This window comes from Pseudomonas serbica, from assembly GCF_028823535.1.
GTDB lineage: Bacteria > Pseudomonadota > Gammaproteobacteria > Pseudomonadales > Pseudomonadaceae > Aquipseudomonas > Aquipseudomonas serbica.
On record NZ_JAQIYM010000004.1, the window covers coordinates 166,229 to 181,832 of the forward strand.

Consider the following 15,604-nt stretch of genomic DNA (forward strand, 5'->3'; position numbering starts at 1 on the left):
TGTGGGAGCGGGCTTGCTCGCGAAGGCGCCCGTCAATACACCGCCAACGCCTTGGCCAGTCGCTTGCCCCGTGCACCCGCCGCCAGATCCATCACCGCCTGATCCCGCTGCCACATCGCCGCCCACTCCGGCGGCCCCTCGGCCAACGCTTCATTGACTTCATCCTTGAGCCCTTCGAACTGCGCAAACAACCCACCGAGCAACACATGCCCCGCCGGGCTGACCGGGGGATGTCGACTGACTTCCGCACACCCGGCCAGCAGCGCCAGCAAGCGCAATTGCAAGGCCTGCGGCCAGGCACAGTCCTGGCCGACGCCGTACAGCCAGGCCGTCATGGCACTCAATACATAGATGTCTTCGAGGGTTCGGAACGGCTTGACGTAGGCATCCCAGCCATCCCCCGCCAGCAGTTCGCACAGTGCGTTGTCCAGAAACAAGCGGCCATGGCTGATGTCAGGCATCAACGGGATCGGCGGCAGTTTTTCCACCCTCACGCCCGGCTCATCGGGGTAGACCACCGCCAGACTCAGGCGCGCAGTCTCGCCGGACTGTTCGCTGCGGGCAGCAATCAGCAGCCAGTCGGCGGCATCGCCCGCGGTGACGAAATCCTTGCGACCACTCAAGCGCAAATCGTCCAGGCGCGTCTGCATGTCAGCCACCCGCAGGCTGCGCTGCTCGGTCGCGCACAACGCGCCAAGGCTCAACGGCGCACTTGGCCAAAGCATGCGCAACGCTGCCTGATAGCCCACCAGGAACGCCAGCCCCGGCGTCGCCATCATCCGTGCGCCGACCACGGCCAGTTCAAACGGGGTGACGTTGCCCAGCTGCTGCAACAACGTGGCGAACCCCTCGCCCAGATCCGGGTTGGCGGGCAAGCGAGCGTGGCGGTTCAACAGGGTTTGCCAGGGCATAAGAGGCTCCTCAAGGGCTGTCATACAAGCATCACCAAAGCTTAATGGCGATGACACCGGGGCTACATAGCCTGACTTTGCACAACAAGGCTGGATAAAGAAAGTCGATTCGCTGTAACCCAAAGACGGGTGAGCAGCCCGCACGGAGATTCGTCATGACTCAGATCGCCCGCATCCGCGACACCGGCAACGAACGCCGCCTGCAAGCTGAACGCCTGGTGGGCGCCGAGGCTTTGCAGCAAGCCCAGGCCTTGCGCTTCAACGTGTTCAGCGGCGAATTCAACGCCAGGCTCAAAGGTGCCGAGCTGGGCCTGGACATGGACGACTATGACGCTCACTGCACCCACATCGGCGTGCGCGACCTGAACACCGGGCGCCTGGTGGCGACCACCCGCCTGCTCGATCACACCGCCGCCAGCAGCCTGGGCAAATTCTACAGCGAAGAAGAATTCAGCCTGCACGGCCTGGTCCATCTGCAAGGCCCGATCCTGGAGATCGGCCGTACCTGCGTCGACCCGGCCTACCGCAACGGCGGCACCATCGCCGTGCTCTGGGGTGAGCTGGCCGAAGTGTTGAACCAGGGCGGCTACAGCTACTTGATGGGGTGCGCGAGCATTCCGATGCAGGACGGCGGGATCCAGGCCCACGCGATCATGCAGCGTCTGCGCGAACGCTACCTGTGCACCGAACACCTGCGGGCCGAGCCGAAAAAGCCATTGCCGACCCTGGATATTCCATCGAACGTGATCGCCGAAATGCCGCCGCTGCTCAAGGCCTACATGCGCCTGGGCGCGAAGATCTGCGGCGAGCCGTGCTGGGACGAAGATTTCCAGGTGGCCGATGTGTTCATCCTGCTCAAGCGCGACGAACTCTGCCCGCGTTACGCCAAACACTTCAAGGCGGCTGTGTAATGAGTCGCTTGCGCGTGTACGCGCGAATCGCCCGGGTGTTGCTGGTGGTCGGGCTCGGCCTGAGCATGGCAACCCTGTTCGGTGTATTCGAACGATTGGCGCTGGCCCATTCGATGGAGCGCCGCCAGCGCTGGTCGCGCTTTTTCATGGCGCGCCTGAGCAACGCCCTGCCCTTTGCCGTGACGGTGCACGGTCAACTGCCGAAGGCGCCGATGCTGTGGGTCAGCAATCACGTGTCCTGGACCGATATTCCGCTGCTGGGGATGCTCACGCCGCTGTCCTTCCTGTCCAAGGCCGAAGTGCGCACCTGGCCCGTCGCGGGCTGGCTGGCAGCCAAGGCCGGCAGCCTGTTCATCCGTCGCGGTTCAGGTGACAGCCAGTTGATCCGCAAGCAAATGACCCGACACCTGGCGCACGCCCACCCGCTGCTGATGTTCCCCGAAGGCACCACCACCGACGGCCGTTCGCTGCGCACCTTCCATGGTCGCCTGCTGTCTGCCGCCATCGACTCGCAAGTGGCGCTGCAACCGGTGGCGATTCGTTATCTGCGCAACGGCGAGCCCGACACACTGGCGCCGTTCATTGGCGATGATGACCTGTTGTCGCACCTGATGCGCCTGTTTGCCAATGACCGCGGCGATGTGGAGATTCACCTGCTCAAGCCGATTGCCTGCGAAGGTCGCGAACGTGCGGCACTGGCATTCGAGGCGCAGCAGGCGGTGCAAAAGGCGTTGTTTGGTGAGATCCCGCAAAAGCAGCAAGTCCCAATGCGCCCCGCCATCGCGGCCTGAGACAATTGCCCTGAAAAAATACACCCCCTGTGGGAGCGAGCCTGCTCGCGATTCGGTTTAACACTCAACAATGATGTTGAATGACACACCGCTATCGCGAGCAGGCTCGCTCCCACAGGGGTTTATGTTGCGGGAGGCTTTTGGGCAAAATCCTGAAGCTGCGGATAGAACAACCGGAAATCCTCGCTCAACGGCTCATACAACATCCGCAGTTCCTGCATCGCAGCGGCCAATTCTTCCGGTCGGGTCAGGCGCCGCGAAATCCCCCGCAACACCTGCTCCAGCACTTCGAACTCCTGATACGAACCCAACCAGTCATTAGCCACCATGTGCGGCGCGATTTTCGCCAGGCGTTCCGGCAACTGCGGCTGGTTGGACAGTACCCGGTACACGTCCGAGGTGAAGAGTTCCAGCGGCCGGTCGGCATACATCGCCCAGTCCCGGGCCAGGCAATGGTCGAAAAACACGTCGAGCACGATGCCGGCATAACGCCGCCGCGTCAGGGAAAACCGCGACAGCGCGCCATCCACCAACGGATGACGATCAGTGAATACGTCGATGCTGCGATGCAGCTGGATGGCCGCTTCGATCTCCGGGTCGAACTGCCCTTGCAGCCGTCCTTTGACGAAATCGCCATACAGACTGCCGAGCAATTGACCGGGACGCTGGCCACCGAGGTGAAGATGTGCGAGATAGTTCATGGGCGCAGCTTAGCACCGCGCCCATGTCTGCACACCCAGCATATCGTTATAACCCGATATACCGATTTATTCGGTCGTCAGAACGAAATCATATTGGTATATCGCGAAATACCGATTTAAAGTTCGCTTCATCGCGATATAGCGTTTTACACATCACGAGCCCCCAAACCATGAACCTTGAACTCGACGAAATAATAAAAGCCCTGGCGCACCCGGTACGGCGAGAAATCCTGCACTGGCTCAAAAATCCGGACGTCGAATTTCCAGACCAGTCCCACAGCAACGAGCACGGCGTTTGTGCCGGGCAGATCGATCAACGTTGCGGTTTGTCGCAGTCCACGGTGTCCGCGCACCTGGCAACCCTGCAACGCGCCGGCCTGATCAGCAGCCGTAAAGTCGGCCAGTGGCACTTTTTCAAACGCAATGAGGAAACCATCCAGGAATTCCTCAAAGTCTTCAGCAAAGAGCTCTGACCCTTAACGTCAGCCAGCCGAAAAGGAATTAACCCATGCCCCTCTCGCTACTCATATTGGCCTTGAGCGCCTTTGCCATCGGTACCACCGAGTTCGTCATCATGGGCCTGCTGCCCGATGTGGCTGCCGACCTCGGTGTATCGATTCCCGGCGCCGGCTGGCTGGTGACCGGCTATGCCTTGGGCGTGGCCATCGGTGCGCCGTTCATGGCACTGGCTACTGCCCGACTGCCGCGCAAGGCCGCACTGGTCGCGTTGATGGGCATCTTTATCATCGGCAACCTGCTCTGCGCAGTGGCCAGTGACTATAACGTGCTGATGTTTGCCCGCGTGGTCACCGCGCTGTGTCACGGTGCGTTCTTCGGCATCGGCTCGGTCGTGGCGGCAGGACTGGTGCCAGCCAACAAACGCGCATCGGCCGTGGCCTTGATGTTCACCGGCCTGACCCTGGCCAACGTCCTGGGCGTGCCACTGGGCACCGCACTCGGTCAGCAAGCCGGCTGGCGTTCGACCTTCTGGGCAGTGACCGTGATCGGTGTGATCGCACTGATCGGCCTGATCCGCTTCCTGCCCGCCAAGCGCGATGAAGAGAAACTCGACATGCGCGCCGAACTGCGTGCGCTCAAAGGCGCCGGTATCTGGTTGTCCCTGAGCATGACTGCATTATTCGCCGCGTCGGTGTTCACCCTGTTTACCTACGTCGCGCCGCTGCTGGGCGAAATCACAGGCGTGTCGCCCCGTGGCGTGACCTGGACCCTGATGCTGATCGGCCTGGGCCTGACGGTGGGCAACATCATCGGCGGCAAGCTGGCGGACAAAGGCCTTGCTGCGACGCTGATCGGCGTCTTCATCGCGATGGCCGTGGTTTCCACCGTGCTGACCTGGACCAGCGTCGCGCTGATCCCGACCGAAATCACCCTGTTCCTCTGGGCCACTGCGTGCTTTGCCGCCGTGCCCGCCCTGCAAGTCAACGTGGTGACCTACGGCAAGGCGGCACCGAACCTGGTGTCGACCCTGAACATCGGCGCCTTCAACGTCGGCAACGCCCTGGGCGCCTGGGTCGGCGGCAGCGTCATCGCCCACGGTTTCGGCCTGACCAGCGTGCCCCTCGCAGCAGCGGCACTGGCGGTACTCGCCCTGCTGGCGACCCTGATCACTTTCCGTCAGAGCGGTAATCCCGAACTGGCCCCTGCTACCCACTGATACCTCACGAGGGTTGTAATTCATGACGACTATTTTCGATCCGATCAAACTGGGCGACCTCGAGTTGGCCAACCGCATCATCATGGCCCCGCTGACCCGTTGCCGGGCCGACGAGGGCCGCGTACCCAACGCCCTGATGGCCGAGTACTACGTACAACGTGCCTCCGCCGGCCTGATCCTCAGCGAAGCCACTTCGGTCACGCCGATGGGCGTCGGCTACCCGGACACCCCGGGCATCTGGTCCAACGACCAGGTACGCGGCTGGACCAACGTGACCAAGGCGATCCACGGTGCCGGCGGCAAGATCTTCCTGCAACTGTGGCACGTGGGTCGTGTATCGCACCCTTCGTACCTGGACGGTGAAGCACCGGTTGCACCGAGCGCCATCCAGCCCAAAGGTCACGTCAGCCTGGTTCGCCCACTGGCCGACTATCCGACTCCACGCGCCCTGGAAACCGCTGAAATCGCCGACATCGTCGACGCCTATCGTACCGGCGCGGAGAACGCCAAGGCCGCCGGTTTCGACGGCGTGGAAATCCATGGCGCCAACGGTTACCTGCTCGACCAGTTCCTGCAGAGCAGCACTAACCAGCGCACCGACCACTACGGTGGCTCCCTGGAAAACCGTGCCCGCCTGTTGCTGGAAGTGACCGATGCCGCGATCGAAGTCTGGGGCGCCGGCCGTGTCGGGGTGCATCTGGCACCACGCGCCGACTCCCATGACATGGGCGATGACAACCTGGCCGAAACCTTCACCTACGTCGCTCGCGAACTGGGCAAACGTGGCATCGCGTTCATCTGCTCGCGTGAGAAAGAAGGCGCCGACAGCCTCGGCCCACAGCTCAAGGAAGCCTTCGGCGGCCCGTACATTGTCAACGAACGCTTCACGAAAGACAGTGCGAACGCCTGGCTGGCCAGCGGCAAGGCTGATGCCGTCGCCTTTGGTGTACCGTTCATTGCCAACCCGGATCTACCGGCACGCTTGAAAGCGGATGCGCCGCTGAACGAAGCGCGTCCGGAATTGTTTTATGCCAAGGGGCCGGTGGGTTATATCGACTACCCGACACTGTAAGCATCACCCGACAAAACAAAAAACCCCCACTCGAAAGAGTTGGGGGTTTTTTATTGGCTCAGTTCACGCAATAAAACAAAACACATCTGACAGGAAAGTAAAATATCGCCCTGCTATCTTCAGAAACTCCAACTAACAATCGAAGACTTATATCATGGACGATCCAAAAGACAATGACACAAACGACATTCGAACACCTGACAACGAGGAGATATACGAAGACATCCAGCACGTATCCTTCGAGAAAAATGAGCTTAACCAGGCCATTGTCACTGCCGCCAATGCCTATTTCGGCTTCCTGTCGGGCTTGATAGAGTCCGTTCACGAACATAACAAAGACAAATCACGCAGGGATAAAGAGCGCCAGAAGCATCAGGACAGGCTGGACAAACTTGCAAAAGAAGCCAAGGTAGACGAAGAAGAAAACTGGAAAGCCATCAAACGGGTCAAAACCCACACCACCGTACTGGTCTATATTTACAATGGCACAGACGAGACCTTTGCACTCGAGAGTTCCACTTGGGATAACAGTATCCATCCAAAAGAAGCCTATGACATTGCACCTTGGCAATTTGAGTCCTTCAGGCTAAGCAGTGAGACACCTGCGCGTCGCACCCGCAGGTCCAATCTTCCGACGCAAGTAAAACATGGCTTCAGTTATAAGGGCGGCGGCTTGGCATTCGACTTTTCAACGCTGTTGAAGCTGGTAGTGCCTTACAACCCTTGGACCTTTGAACCGCAGGTTACTGTAAGCAGATCGCATGACATTCGCTCCATCGGTAATACCCCGCTCAATTGCAAATCCAGCATTACCCGAAGCCTTGATGGCGCACCTTATAGCTATAACGTCGTGATCATCCTGGGTTGAAACCAGCAGGATTTCTCTACTGCGACACAAAATCCATACAAAATACGTAGCGAGTTACCTGTCAACCTGACGCGCGTCCGTATATAAAAGCATCCCAGCATGACTGCGCGGGCGAAGAGATAACCATCGCCCGCGTTTATTGACAGCGTGTGTGCGAATTACGAATTTTGTTTCATTTGCACAGGCTGGGGCTCAGGCGCAGCATATCCAATCCTGTATCAACCCAACGCTCGGCCTCGAGGTGCAATTGAAAGCTATCGGGAGCCAGTAGCCACTGGTACAGGATGCCATCGATGTAGGCATGCAGGCTGATGGCCGCGCGAGCCGTGTCGAGGTTTTCCGGCAATTGCCCGCGATTCACCGCGTTACTCAGGGCCAGGCCGATCCGTACGTTGCAGTCCAGGCTCGCCGCCACGCGTTGCTGGCGCAAGTCGCACATTTCATCGGTGAACTCGCACTTATGAAACAGAATTTCGTTGATGCGTCGGGTTTTCGGGTCCAGCGCAATTTGATGAAACAAATGAATCAACAGCTTGCGCATGCAGCCCAGGGGGTCGGGTTCGTCTGTGCTTTCGCTGGCCTTGGCCATTTCATCCAGAGGCTCATGCAGGGTGTCGAGCATGGCCTGCACCAGGTCCGCCTTGTTGCTGAAATGCCAGTAGATCGCCCCGCGAGTGACGCCGGCCAGGGTCGCGATGTCTGCCAGGGTCGTGCGCGCCACACCCCGCTCGAAAAAGGCTTTTTCGGCCGCTTCGAGTATCTGGCTGCGAGTTTCTTGAGCTTCCTCTTTGGTACGACGGACCATGGCAGTACAACCTCAATCAGGATGCTTCAGCGATGTCTGGATATCAGCTGAATAAAAGCGGGGCGAGTGCTCTTGGGTGTCGTCCCCGGGCCTACGATTTCAATTTTTCCAACGCGTTTGTAACGAGCCGGGTACGTACCCAAGGTCTTTACAAACAGCCGTGAATGTAAGTATATTCCTTAGCATGCTACTTATCCACCCGGCCCACACTTTTTAACCTTCCATCTTTTCTTGTGCGTTTTTTTGCGCGCCTGACCCGAGGATTTTCATGCAATTCAAGCCAGCTGTTACCGCTCTGGTCGCCGCCGTCGCCCTCGCATCGTTGCTCAGCGGATGCAAAAAGGAAGAAGCTCCACCGGCAGCACCACCGCCTCAGGTCGGCGTCGTTACCCTGCAACCGCAAACGTTTACGCTTACCTCGGATTTGCCGGGTCGTACCAGCGCGTTCCGCATTGCTGAAGTTCGCCCGCAGGTCAACGGCATCATTCTCAAGCGCCTGTTCAAGGAAGGCAGTGACGTCAAGGCCGGCCAGCAGCTCTATCAGATCGATCCGTCGGTCTATGAAGCGACGCTTAAAAGCGCCGAAGCGAATTTGCGCTCGACCAAATCGATCTCCGACCGCTACAAACAACTGGTCGACGAACAGGCTGTCAGTCGCCAGGAATACGACACTGCCGTGGCCAACCGCCTGCAATCGGAAGCGTCGTTGCAATCGGCCCAGATCAACGTGCGCTACACCAAGGTCTACGCGCCGTTGACCGGCCGGATCGGTCGCTCCACGGTGACCGAGGGCGCGCTGGTCAGCAATGCCCAGACTGAAGCGATGGCTGTGATCCAGCAACTTGATCCGATCTATGTCGATGTGACGCAATCTTCGGTCGAACTGCTGCAACTGCGGCGCGAACTGGAAAGCGGGCGCCTGCAGAAGGCTGGCGACAACGCCGCCAAGGTCAAGCTGACCCTCGAAGACGGCAGCGAATACAAGCTGGACGGTAAACTGGAGTTCTCCGAAGTGTCGGTTGACCAGACCACCGGTTCCGTGACCCTGCGTGCCGTGTTCCCGAACCCTGACCACACCCTGCTGCCGGGCATGTTCGTCCACGCGCAGTTGCAGGCTGGTGTGAACAGTGCGGCGATCCTGGCCCCGCAACAAGGCGTGACCCGTGATCTCAAAGGCACACCGACCGCGCTGGTCGTCGGCCCGGACAACAAGGTCGAACTGCGTCAGCTCAAGGCCAGCCGCACCGTCGGCAACCAATGGCTGATCGAAGACGGCCTGAAGGCCGGCGATCGCCTGATCACCGAAGGCCTGCAATTCGTCAAGCCCGGCATCGAAGTCAAGGCCACTGACGCGACCAACGTAGGCGCCAGGAACCCGGCCCCCGCCAAGCCAGCTGAGCAGGCTGCCAGCGGCAAAGGGGAGTAACTCATGTCAAAATTTTTCATCGACCGTCCGATTTTCGCCTGGGTAATTGCCCTGGTGATCATGCTGGTCGGGGCACTGTCGATCCTCAAGCTGCCGATCAACCAGTACCCGAGCATTGCGCCGCCGGCCATCGCCATTTCCGTGGCCTACCCGGGCGCTTCCGCGCAAACCGTGCAAGACACCGTGGTCCAGGTGATCGAGCAACAGCTCAACGGTATCGACAATCTGCGTTATGTGTCTTCGGAAAGTAACTCCGACGGCACCATGACCATTACCGCGACCTTCGAGCAGGGCACCAACTCCGATACCGCGCAGGTCCAGGTCCAGAACAAGCTGAACCTGGCCACCCCGCTGTTGCCGCAGGAAGTGCAGCAACAAGGTATCCGCGTGACCAAGGCAGTGAAGAACTTCCTGTTGGTGATCGGTGTGGTGTCGCGTGACGGCAGCATGACCAAGGACGACTTGTCCAACTACATCGTGTCGAACATGCAGGACCCGATATCGCGGACCGCCGGTGTCGGCGACTTCCAGGTGTTCGGTTCGCAGTACGCCATGCGTATCTGGCTCGACCCGGCCAAATTGAACAACTTCCACCTGACCCCGATCGACGTCAAGACCGCCATTGCCGCACAGAACGTCCAGGTCTCCTCCGGCCAGCTCGGCGGCCTGCCTGCCCTGCCCGGCACCCAGCTGAACGCAACGATCATCGGCAAGACCCGTCTGCAGACCGCCGAGCAATTCGAAAAGATCCTGCTCAAGGTCAACAAGGACGGCTCCCAGGTTCGCCTCAAAGATGTCGCCCAAGTCGGCCTGGGTGGCGAGAACTACAGCATCAACGCCCAGTTCAACGGCGCCCCGGCTTCCGGCCTGGCGGTGAAACTGGCCACCGGTGCCAACGCCTTGGATACCGCCAAGGCGCTGCGCGCGACCATCGACAGCCTCAAGCCGTTCTTCCCCGAAGGGATGGAAGTGGTGTTCCCGTACGACACCACGCCGGTGGTGACCGAATCGATCAAGGGCGTGGTTCACACCCTGGTCGAAGCGGTTGCGCTGGTGTTCCTGGTGATGTTCCTGTTCCTGCAGAACTTCCGCGCCACCATCATCACCACGATGACAGTGCCAGTAGTACTGCTCGGTACCTTCGGGATCCTCGCGGCGGCCGGGTTCAGCATCAACACCCTGACGATGTTCGGCATGGTGCTGGCCATCGGCTTGCTGGTGGACGATGCCATCGTCGTGGTGGAAAACGTCGAACGGGTGATGAGCGAAGAAGGCCTGTCGCCCAAGGAAGCGACCAAGAAATCCATGGGCCAGATCCAGGGTGCGCTGGTCGGTATCGCCCTGGTGCTGTCGGCGGTATTGCTGCCGATGGCGTTCTTCAGCGGCTCCACCGGTGTGATCTACAAGCAGTTCTCGATCACCATCGTCTCGGCCATGGCCCTGTCGGTACTGGTTGCCCTGATCTTCACCCCGGCGCTTTGCGCCACCATGCTCAAGGCCATTCCGAAAGGCGAGCACCACACGCCCAAACGCGGCTTCTTCGGCTGGTTCAACCGCAACTTCGACCGTGGCGTCAAAAGCTATGAGCGTGGCGTGGGCAGCATGCTGACGCACAAGGCGCCGTACCTGCTGGCCTACCTCATCATCGTTGTCGGCATGATCTGGCTGTTCACCCGCATTCCAACGGCGTTCCTGCCGGAAGAAGACCAGGGCGTACTGTTCGCCCAGGTGCAGACCCCAGCCGGTTCGACCGCCCAGCGCACCCAGGTGGTCGTGGACGAAATGCGTGAATTCCTCCTGCGTCCGGGCAAGGATGGCGGTGAAGGCGATGCGGTGAACTCGGTGTTTACCGTGACCGGCTTCAACTTCGCCGGCCGTGGCCAGAGTTCGGGCATGGCGTTCATCATGCTGCGCCCATGGGAAGATCGAAACGCCGACAACAGCGTGTTCAAGGTCGCGGCCCGTGCCCAGCAGCACTTCTTCACCTTCCGTGACGCCATGGTGTTTGCCTTCGCCCCGCCAGCGGTACTGGAATTGGGTAACGCCACCGGTTTCGACGTGTTCCTGCAGGACCGCGCCGGTATCGGTCACGACAAGCTGATGGAAGCCCGCAACCAGTTCCTCGGCATGGCGGCGCAGAGCAAGATCCTCACCCAGGTGCGTCCGAACGGCCTGAACGACGAACCGCAATTCCAACTGGAAATCGACGACGAGAAGGCCAGTGCCCTGGGCATTACCATCGCCGACATCAACAACACCCTGTCGATTGCCCTGGGCAGTAGCTACGTCAACGACTTCATCGACCGGGGTCGGGTGAAGAAAGTTTACGTGCAGGGCCAGCCGGGTTCACGCATGAGCCCCGAAGACCTGAACAAGTGGTACGTGCGCAACAGCGTCGGCACCATGGTTCCGTTCTCGGCGTTCGCCAAGGGCGAGTGGATCTACGGATCGCCGAAACTGGCCCGCTACAACGGCGTAGAGGCGATGGAAATCCTTGGCGCTCCGGCCCCGGGTTATTCCACCGGTGAAGCGATGGCCGAAGTCGAAGCCCTTGCCGCCAAACTGCCGAAGGGTGTCGGTATTTCCTGGACCGGCCTGTCCTACGAGGAACGACTGTCCGGCTCGCAAGCGCCGGCGCTGTACGCCCTGTCGCTGCTGATGGTGTTCCTGTGCCTGGCGGCGCTGTATGAGAGCTGGTCGATTCCGATCGCGGTGATGCTCGTAGTACCGCTGGGGATCATCGGTGCACTGATGGCCACCAGCCTGCGCGGCCTGTCCAACGACGTGTACTTCCAGGTGGGCCTGTTGACGACCATCGGCCTGGCGGCGAAAAACGCCATCCTGATCGTCGAATTCGCCAAGGAGCTGCACGAACAGGGGCGCAGCCTGCGCGAGGCGGCCATCGAAGCCTGCCGCATGCGTCTGCGACCGATCATCATGACCTCGCTCGCCTTCGTACTCGGCGTGGTACCACTGGCGATCTCCACAGGCGCAGGTTCCGGTAGCCAGCATGCCATCGGTACCGGTGTGATTGGCGGTATGATCACGGCAACCGTCCTGGCGATCTTCTGGGTCCCACTGTTCTTCGTCACCGTGTCGGCCATGGGTCAGCGTAAAAACGTCGACCAGGAAGACGCTACTGAAACTCCTAAAGAGGCTGGCTAATGAGCAAGTCGCTACTCTCCCTGGCAGTCGCCGCCTTCGTGCTCAGTGGCTGCTCGCTGATACCTGACTATGAGCGGCCGGATGCTCCGGTGGCAGGTCAATACCCGCAGGGCCCGGCGTATTCGCCGGCCCAGGCACCGGCGCAGGCCGCTGCCGAGCAGGGCTGGAAGCAGTTTTTCCATGACCCGGCGCTGCAGCAGCTGATTCAGGTTTCCCTGGAAAACAACCGTGACCTGCGTGTCGCGGCCTTGAACATCGACGCCTTTGCGGCTCAATACCGCATCTCGCGCGCCGATCTGTTCCCGGCCGTTTCAGCCAATGGCACCGGCAGCCGTCAACGCCTGCCGGCTGACGCCTCGCAGACCGGCGAAGCCGGGATCAGCAGCTCCTACTCGGCCACCGTCGGCATCAGTGCCTACGAGCTCGATATGTTCGGGCGGATTCGCAGCCTGAACGAAGAAGCGCTGCAGCAGTACTTCGCCACCGAAGAAGGCCGGCGCAGCACCCAGATCAGCCTGGTGGCCAGCGTGGCCAATGCCTACCTGACCTGGCAGGCCGACAAGGAACTGCTCAAGCTGACCCAGGACACCCTCGCCGCGTTCGAGGAGAGCTACAAGCTCACCGCGCGCAGCAACGAAGTGGGGGTCGCTTCGGCCCTGGACCTGGCGCAGTCGCGCACCTCGGTGGAAAACGCCCGTGCGCAACTGGCCAAGTACACCCGTCAGGTCGCTCAAGATGAGAACAGCCTGGTGTTGCTCCTCGGCACCGGCATCCCGGCCAACCTGCAAGCGGCCAAACCGCTGAACGACGATCTGCTGGCCGAAGTACCGCCCGGCCTGCCGTCGGACTTGCTGCAGCGTCGTCCGGACATCCTGCAGGCCGAGTACAACCTCAAGGCCGCCAACGCCAACATTGGCGCGGCGCGCGCGGCGTTCTTCCCAAGCATCAGCCTGACAGCCAACGCCGGCACCCTGAGCCCGGACCTGTCCGGCTTGTTCAAGGGTGGTTCGGGCACCTGGCTGTTCCAGCCGCAGATCAACCTGCCGATCTTCAACGCCGGCAGCCTGCGTGCCAGCCTGGATTACTCGAAAATCCAGAAAGACATTGGCGTGGCGAACTACGAGAAGTCCATCCAGACGGCCTTCCAGGAAGTCGCCGATGGCCTGGCCGCGCGCCAGACCTACGTCCAGCAGTTGCAGGCCCAGCAAGACTTCGTCAACGCCAACCAGGACTACTACCGCCTGGCCGAGCGTCGCTACCGCATCGGTGTCGACAGCAACCTGACCTTCCTCGATGCCCAGCGTCAGCTGTTCAGTGCCCAACAGGCTCTGATCACCGACCGTCTGGCGCAGTTGGTCAGCCAGGTCAACCTGTACAAGGCCCTGGGCGGTGGCTGGAACGAACAGACGGCGAAGAACGAGCCGTTGAAAGAAGAAGCGCCGAAGTTGAAGTTGTTCTGATAGCGCTGTGAACACAAGGAGCCCACCGATTGGTGGGCTTTTTGTTGATTGCGGGAAAGTATGCGTTGTCAGATCCGGCCCCTTCGCGAGCAAGCCCGCTCCCACATTCGATCGCGTTATCTCTGCAGAAACCTGGTTCCCTGTAGGAGCTGGCTTGCCAGCGAAGAGGCCAGCAAGAACAGCACAAAAATCACAGCCAATCTTATGTTCGATAATCGCCCAAAATCTACCTTCATAGATTGAACCACCTAGTACATTCACATCACCATTCGGCCAACAAAACCAATAACAACAGGTTCGATGCCATGCCCCCGCGCCCTGCCCTCCCCGGCTGATCCGCCCCTTCTGTCCCGACTCCACATGCACGTCTGCAACCCCAGGTTGCGGCATCACCCTGTTTCATCCCCAAGAATTAGAGAGACCCCAGCCCATGCCTTCTCCCGCGCATTATTTCGTTCCCAGCCTGATTGCTATCGCCCTGGCGAGCGCAGCCCTGCCCGCCCAGGCCGAAGAGTCGGGGTTTGTCGAAGGGGCCAAGGTCAACCTGAACCTGCGCAACTTCTACATCAACCGCAACTTCACCAACCCGACCAAGACCCAAGGCAAGGCCGAAGAGTGGACGCAAAGCTTCATTCTCGACGCCAAGTCCGGGTTTACCCAGGGCGTCGTCGGCTTCGGCATGGATGTGCTGGGGCTGTACTCGGTGAAACTCGATGGCGGCAAAGGCACCGGCGGTACCCAGTTGCTGCCGCTGGACAGTGACGGCCGCCCGGCCGACAACTTCGGCCGCACCAACGTGGCGTTCAAGGCCAAACTGTCGCAGACCGAAGCGAAGGTGGGCGAATGGATGCCCGTGCTGCCGATCCTGCGCTCGGACGACGGCCGCTCGCTGCCGCAAACCTTCCGTGGCGGTCAGGTCACCTCGAAGGAGTTCGACGGCCTGACGCTGTACGGCGGCCAGTTCCGCCAGAACAGTCCGCGCGACGACAGCAGCATGAACGACATGTCGATGACCGGCAAAGCCGCGTTCACCTCCGACCGTTTCAACTTCCAGGGCGTCGAGTACCTGTTCAACGAGAAACGCACCCAGATCGGTGTGTGGAACGCCGAACTCAAGGACATCTACAGTCAGCAATTCATCAACCTGACCCACAGCCAACCGATCGGCGACTGGACCCTGGGCGCCAATCTCGGGTTCTTCTACGGCAAGGATGACGGCAGCGCCCGGGCTGGCGAACTGGACAACAAGACCCTGTACGGCCTGCTCTCGGCCAAGTACGGCGGCAACACCTTCTACGTCGGCCTGCAGAAACTCACCGGCGACAGCCCGTGGATGCGTGTCAACGGCACCAGCGGCGGGACCCTGGCCAACGACAGCTACAACTCCAGCTACGACAACGCCCGGGAAAAATCCTGGCAGGTGCGCCACGACTACAACTTCGTTGCCCTTGGCGTGCCGGGGCTGACCCTGATGAACCGCTACATCAGTGGCGACAACGTACACACCGGCACTGTCACCGATGGCAAGGAATGGGGTCGTGAAAGTGAACTGGGCTACACCGTGCAGAGCGGTGCGCTGAAAGACCTGAACGTAAAATGGCGCAACTCGACCATGCGCCGCGATTACAGCAACAACGAGTTCGATGAGAACCGCGTGATCATCAGCTATCCGATCAGCCTGTTGTAAACACAAAACAAATGTGGGAGCGGGCTTGCTCGCGAAAGCGGACGGTCAGCCAGCAATGATGTCGACTGAAACACCGCATTCGCGAGCAAGCCCGCTCCCACACTAGATCTTCGGTATCTTCAAGACCTGCGA

General features: G+C 60.4%; 13 protein-coding genes. 10 read left to right on the plus strand and 3 right to left on the minus strand.

Annotation, left to right across the window (positions count from 1 at the left end; translation table 11 throughout):
• Positions 1–32 precede the first annotated feature (32 nt).
• A complete protein-coding gene (locus tag NQL71_RS07765) occupies positions 33–911 on the minus strand; it encodes an acyl-CoA dehydrogenase family protein (protein ID WP_046816693.1) in 879 nt (292 codons plus the stop codon).
• Between the two features lie 155 nt (positions 912–1,066).
• Here NQL71_RS07765 and olsB point away from each other — a divergent pair, with 155 nt between their 5' ends.
• Entirely contained in the window at positions 1,067–1,822 is a 756-nt protein-coding gene (gene olsB / locus NQL71_RS07770; protein ID WP_046816692.1) for an L-ornithine N(alpha)-acyltransferase, read from the plus strand.
• Entirely contained in the window at positions 1,822–2,613 is a 792-nt protein-coding gene (locus NQL71_RS07775) for a lysophospholipid acyltransferase family protein (RefSeq protein ID WP_274642496.1), read from the plus strand. The genes olsB and NQL71_RS07775 overlap by 1 nt, the downstream gene beginning before the upstream one ends.
• A 122-nt stretch (positions 2,614–2,735) precedes the next feature.
• On the opposite strand, the gene NQL71_RS07780 is transcribed toward NQL71_RS07775, so the two are convergent.
• A complete protein-coding gene (locus tag NQL71_RS07780) occupies positions 2,736–3,314 on the minus strand; it encodes an acyl carrier protein phosphodiesterase (protein ID WP_248686100.1) in 579 nt (192 codons plus the stop codon).
• A gap of 170 nt (positions 3,315–3,484) precedes the next feature.
• Here NQL71_RS07780 and NQL71_RS07785 point away from each other — a divergent pair, with 170 nt between their 5' ends.
• The 4 genes from NQL71_RS07785 to NQL71_RS07800 all read left to right on the plus strand — a co-directional run bounded on the left by NQL71_RS07785 (position 3,485) and on the right by NQL71_RS07800 (position 6,929).
• Positions 3,485–3,787 (plus strand): ArsR/SmtB family transcription factor, encoded by a 303-nt coding sequence (locus NQL71_RS07785; protein WP_046816689.1) that lies wholly within the window; start codon positions 3,485–3,487, stop codon positions 3,785–3,787.
• Between the two features lie 35 nt (positions 3,788–3,822).
• On the plus strand, positions 3,823–4,989 hold the full coding sequence (locus tag NQL71_RS07790; RefSeq protein WP_046816688.1) for an MFS transporter: 1,167 nt from the start codon (positions 3,823–3,825) through the stop codon (positions 4,987–4,989).
• 22 nt (positions 4,990–5,011) lie between these two features.
• Complete coding sequence (locus NQL71_RS07795; protein WP_046816687.1) at positions 5,012–6,061, plus strand: alkene reductase; 1,050 nt, start codon at positions 5,012–5,014, stop codon at positions 6,059–6,061.
• Between the two features lie 154 nt (positions 6,062–6,215).
• Positions 6,216–6,929, plus strand: a complete 714-nt coding sequence (locus NQL71_RS07800; RefSeq protein ID WP_248686099.1) for a hypothetical protein — start codon at positions 6,216–6,218, stop codon at positions 6,927–6,929.
• Between the two features lie 172 nt (positions 6,930–7,101).
• On the opposite strand, the gene emhR is transcribed toward NQL71_RS07800, so the two are convergent.
• The gene (gene emhR / locus NQL71_RS07805) at positions 7,102–7,734 is read right to left on the minus strand and encodes an efflux system transcriptional repressor EmhR (protein ID WP_046816685.1); all 633 of its coding nucleotides are present in this window, start codon (positions 7,732–7,734) and stop codon (positions 7,102–7,104) included.
• A gap of 268 nt (positions 7,735–8,002) precedes the next feature.
• Between emhR and emhA the strand changes: the two genes are divergently transcribed.
• The 4 genes from emhA to NQL71_RS07825 all read left to right on the plus strand — a co-directional run bounded on the left by emhA (position 8,003) and on the right by NQL71_RS07825 (position 15,472).
• Positions 8,003–9,160 (plus strand): efflux RND transporter periplasmic adaptor subunit EmhA, encoded by a 1,158-nt coding sequence (gene emhA, locus NQL71_RS07810; protein ID WP_046816684.1) that lies wholly within the window; start codon positions 8,003–8,005, stop codon positions 9,158–9,160.
• 3 nt (positions 9,161–9,163) lie between these two features.
• A complete protein-coding gene (gene emhB, locus NQL71_RS07815; protein ID WP_077184252.1) occupies positions 9,164–12,325 on the plus strand; it encodes an efflux RND transporter permease subunit EmhB in 3,162 nt (1,053 codons plus the stop codon).
• Positions 12,325–13,785 (plus strand): efflux RND transporter outer membrane subunit EmhC, encoded by a 1,461-nt coding sequence (gene emhC / locus NQL71_RS07820; protein WP_077184254.1) that lies wholly within the window; start codon positions 12,325–12,327, stop codon positions 13,783–13,785. Before emhB ends, emhC begins: the two co-directional genes overlap by 1 nt.
• A 430-nt stretch (positions 13,786–14,215) precedes the next feature.
• On the plus strand, positions 14,216–15,472 hold the full coding sequence (locus NQL71_RS07825) for an OprD family porin (RefSeq protein ID WP_046816681.1): 1,257 nt from the start codon (positions 14,216–14,218) through the stop codon (positions 15,470–15,472).
• Positions 15,473–15,604: the final 132 nt, after the last annotated feature.

Coding starts and splice junctions, on each gene's coding strand:
- NQL71_RS07765 (WP_046816693.1), bottom strand. CDS start 911: ATGCCCTGGCAAACCCTGTTGAACCGCCACGCTCGCTTGCCCGCCAAC.
- olsB (WP_046816692.1), top strand. CDS start 1,067: ATGACTCAGATCGCCCGCATCCGCGACACCGGCAACGAACGCCGCCTG.
- NQL71_RS07775 (WP_274642496.1), top strand. CDS start 1,822: ATGAGTCGCTTGCGCGTGTACGCGCGAATCGCCCGGGTGTTGCTGGTG.
- NQL71_RS07780 (WP_248686100.1), bottom strand. CDS start 3,314: ATGAACTATCTCGCACATCTTCACCTCGGTGGCCAGCGTCCCGGTCAA.
- NQL71_RS07785 (WP_046816689.1), top strand. CDS start 3,485: ATGAACCTTGAACTCGACGAAATAATAAAAGCCCTGGCGCACCCGGTA.
- NQL71_RS07790 (WP_046816688.1), top strand. CDS start 3,823: ATGCCCCTCTCGCTACTCATATTGGCCTTGAGCGCCTTTGCCATCGGT.
- NQL71_RS07795 (WP_046816687.1), top strand. CDS start 5,012: ATGACGACTATTTTCGATCCGATCAAACTGGGCGACCTCGAGTTGGCC.
- NQL71_RS07800 (WP_248686099.1), top strand. CDS start 6,216: ATGGACGATCCAAAAGACAATGACACAAACGACATTCGAACACCTGAC.
- emhR (WP_046816685.1), bottom strand. CDS start 7,734: ATGGTCCGTCGTACCAAAGAGGAAGCTCAAGAAACTCGCAGCCAGATA.
- emhA (WP_046816684.1), top strand. CDS start 8,003: ATGCAATTCAAGCCAGCTGTTACCGCTCTGGTCGCCGCCGTCGCCCTC.
- emhB (WP_077184252.1), top strand. CDS start 9,164: ATGTCAAAATTTTTCATCGACCGTCCGATTTTCGCCTGGGTAATTGCC.
- emhC (WP_077184254.1), top strand. CDS start 12,325: ATGAGCAAGTCGCTACTCTCCCTGGCAGTCGCCGCCTTCGTGCTCAGT.
- NQL71_RS07825 (WP_046816681.1), top strand. CDS start 14,216: ATGCCTTCTCCCGCGCATTATTTCGTTCCCAGCCTGATTGCTATCGCC.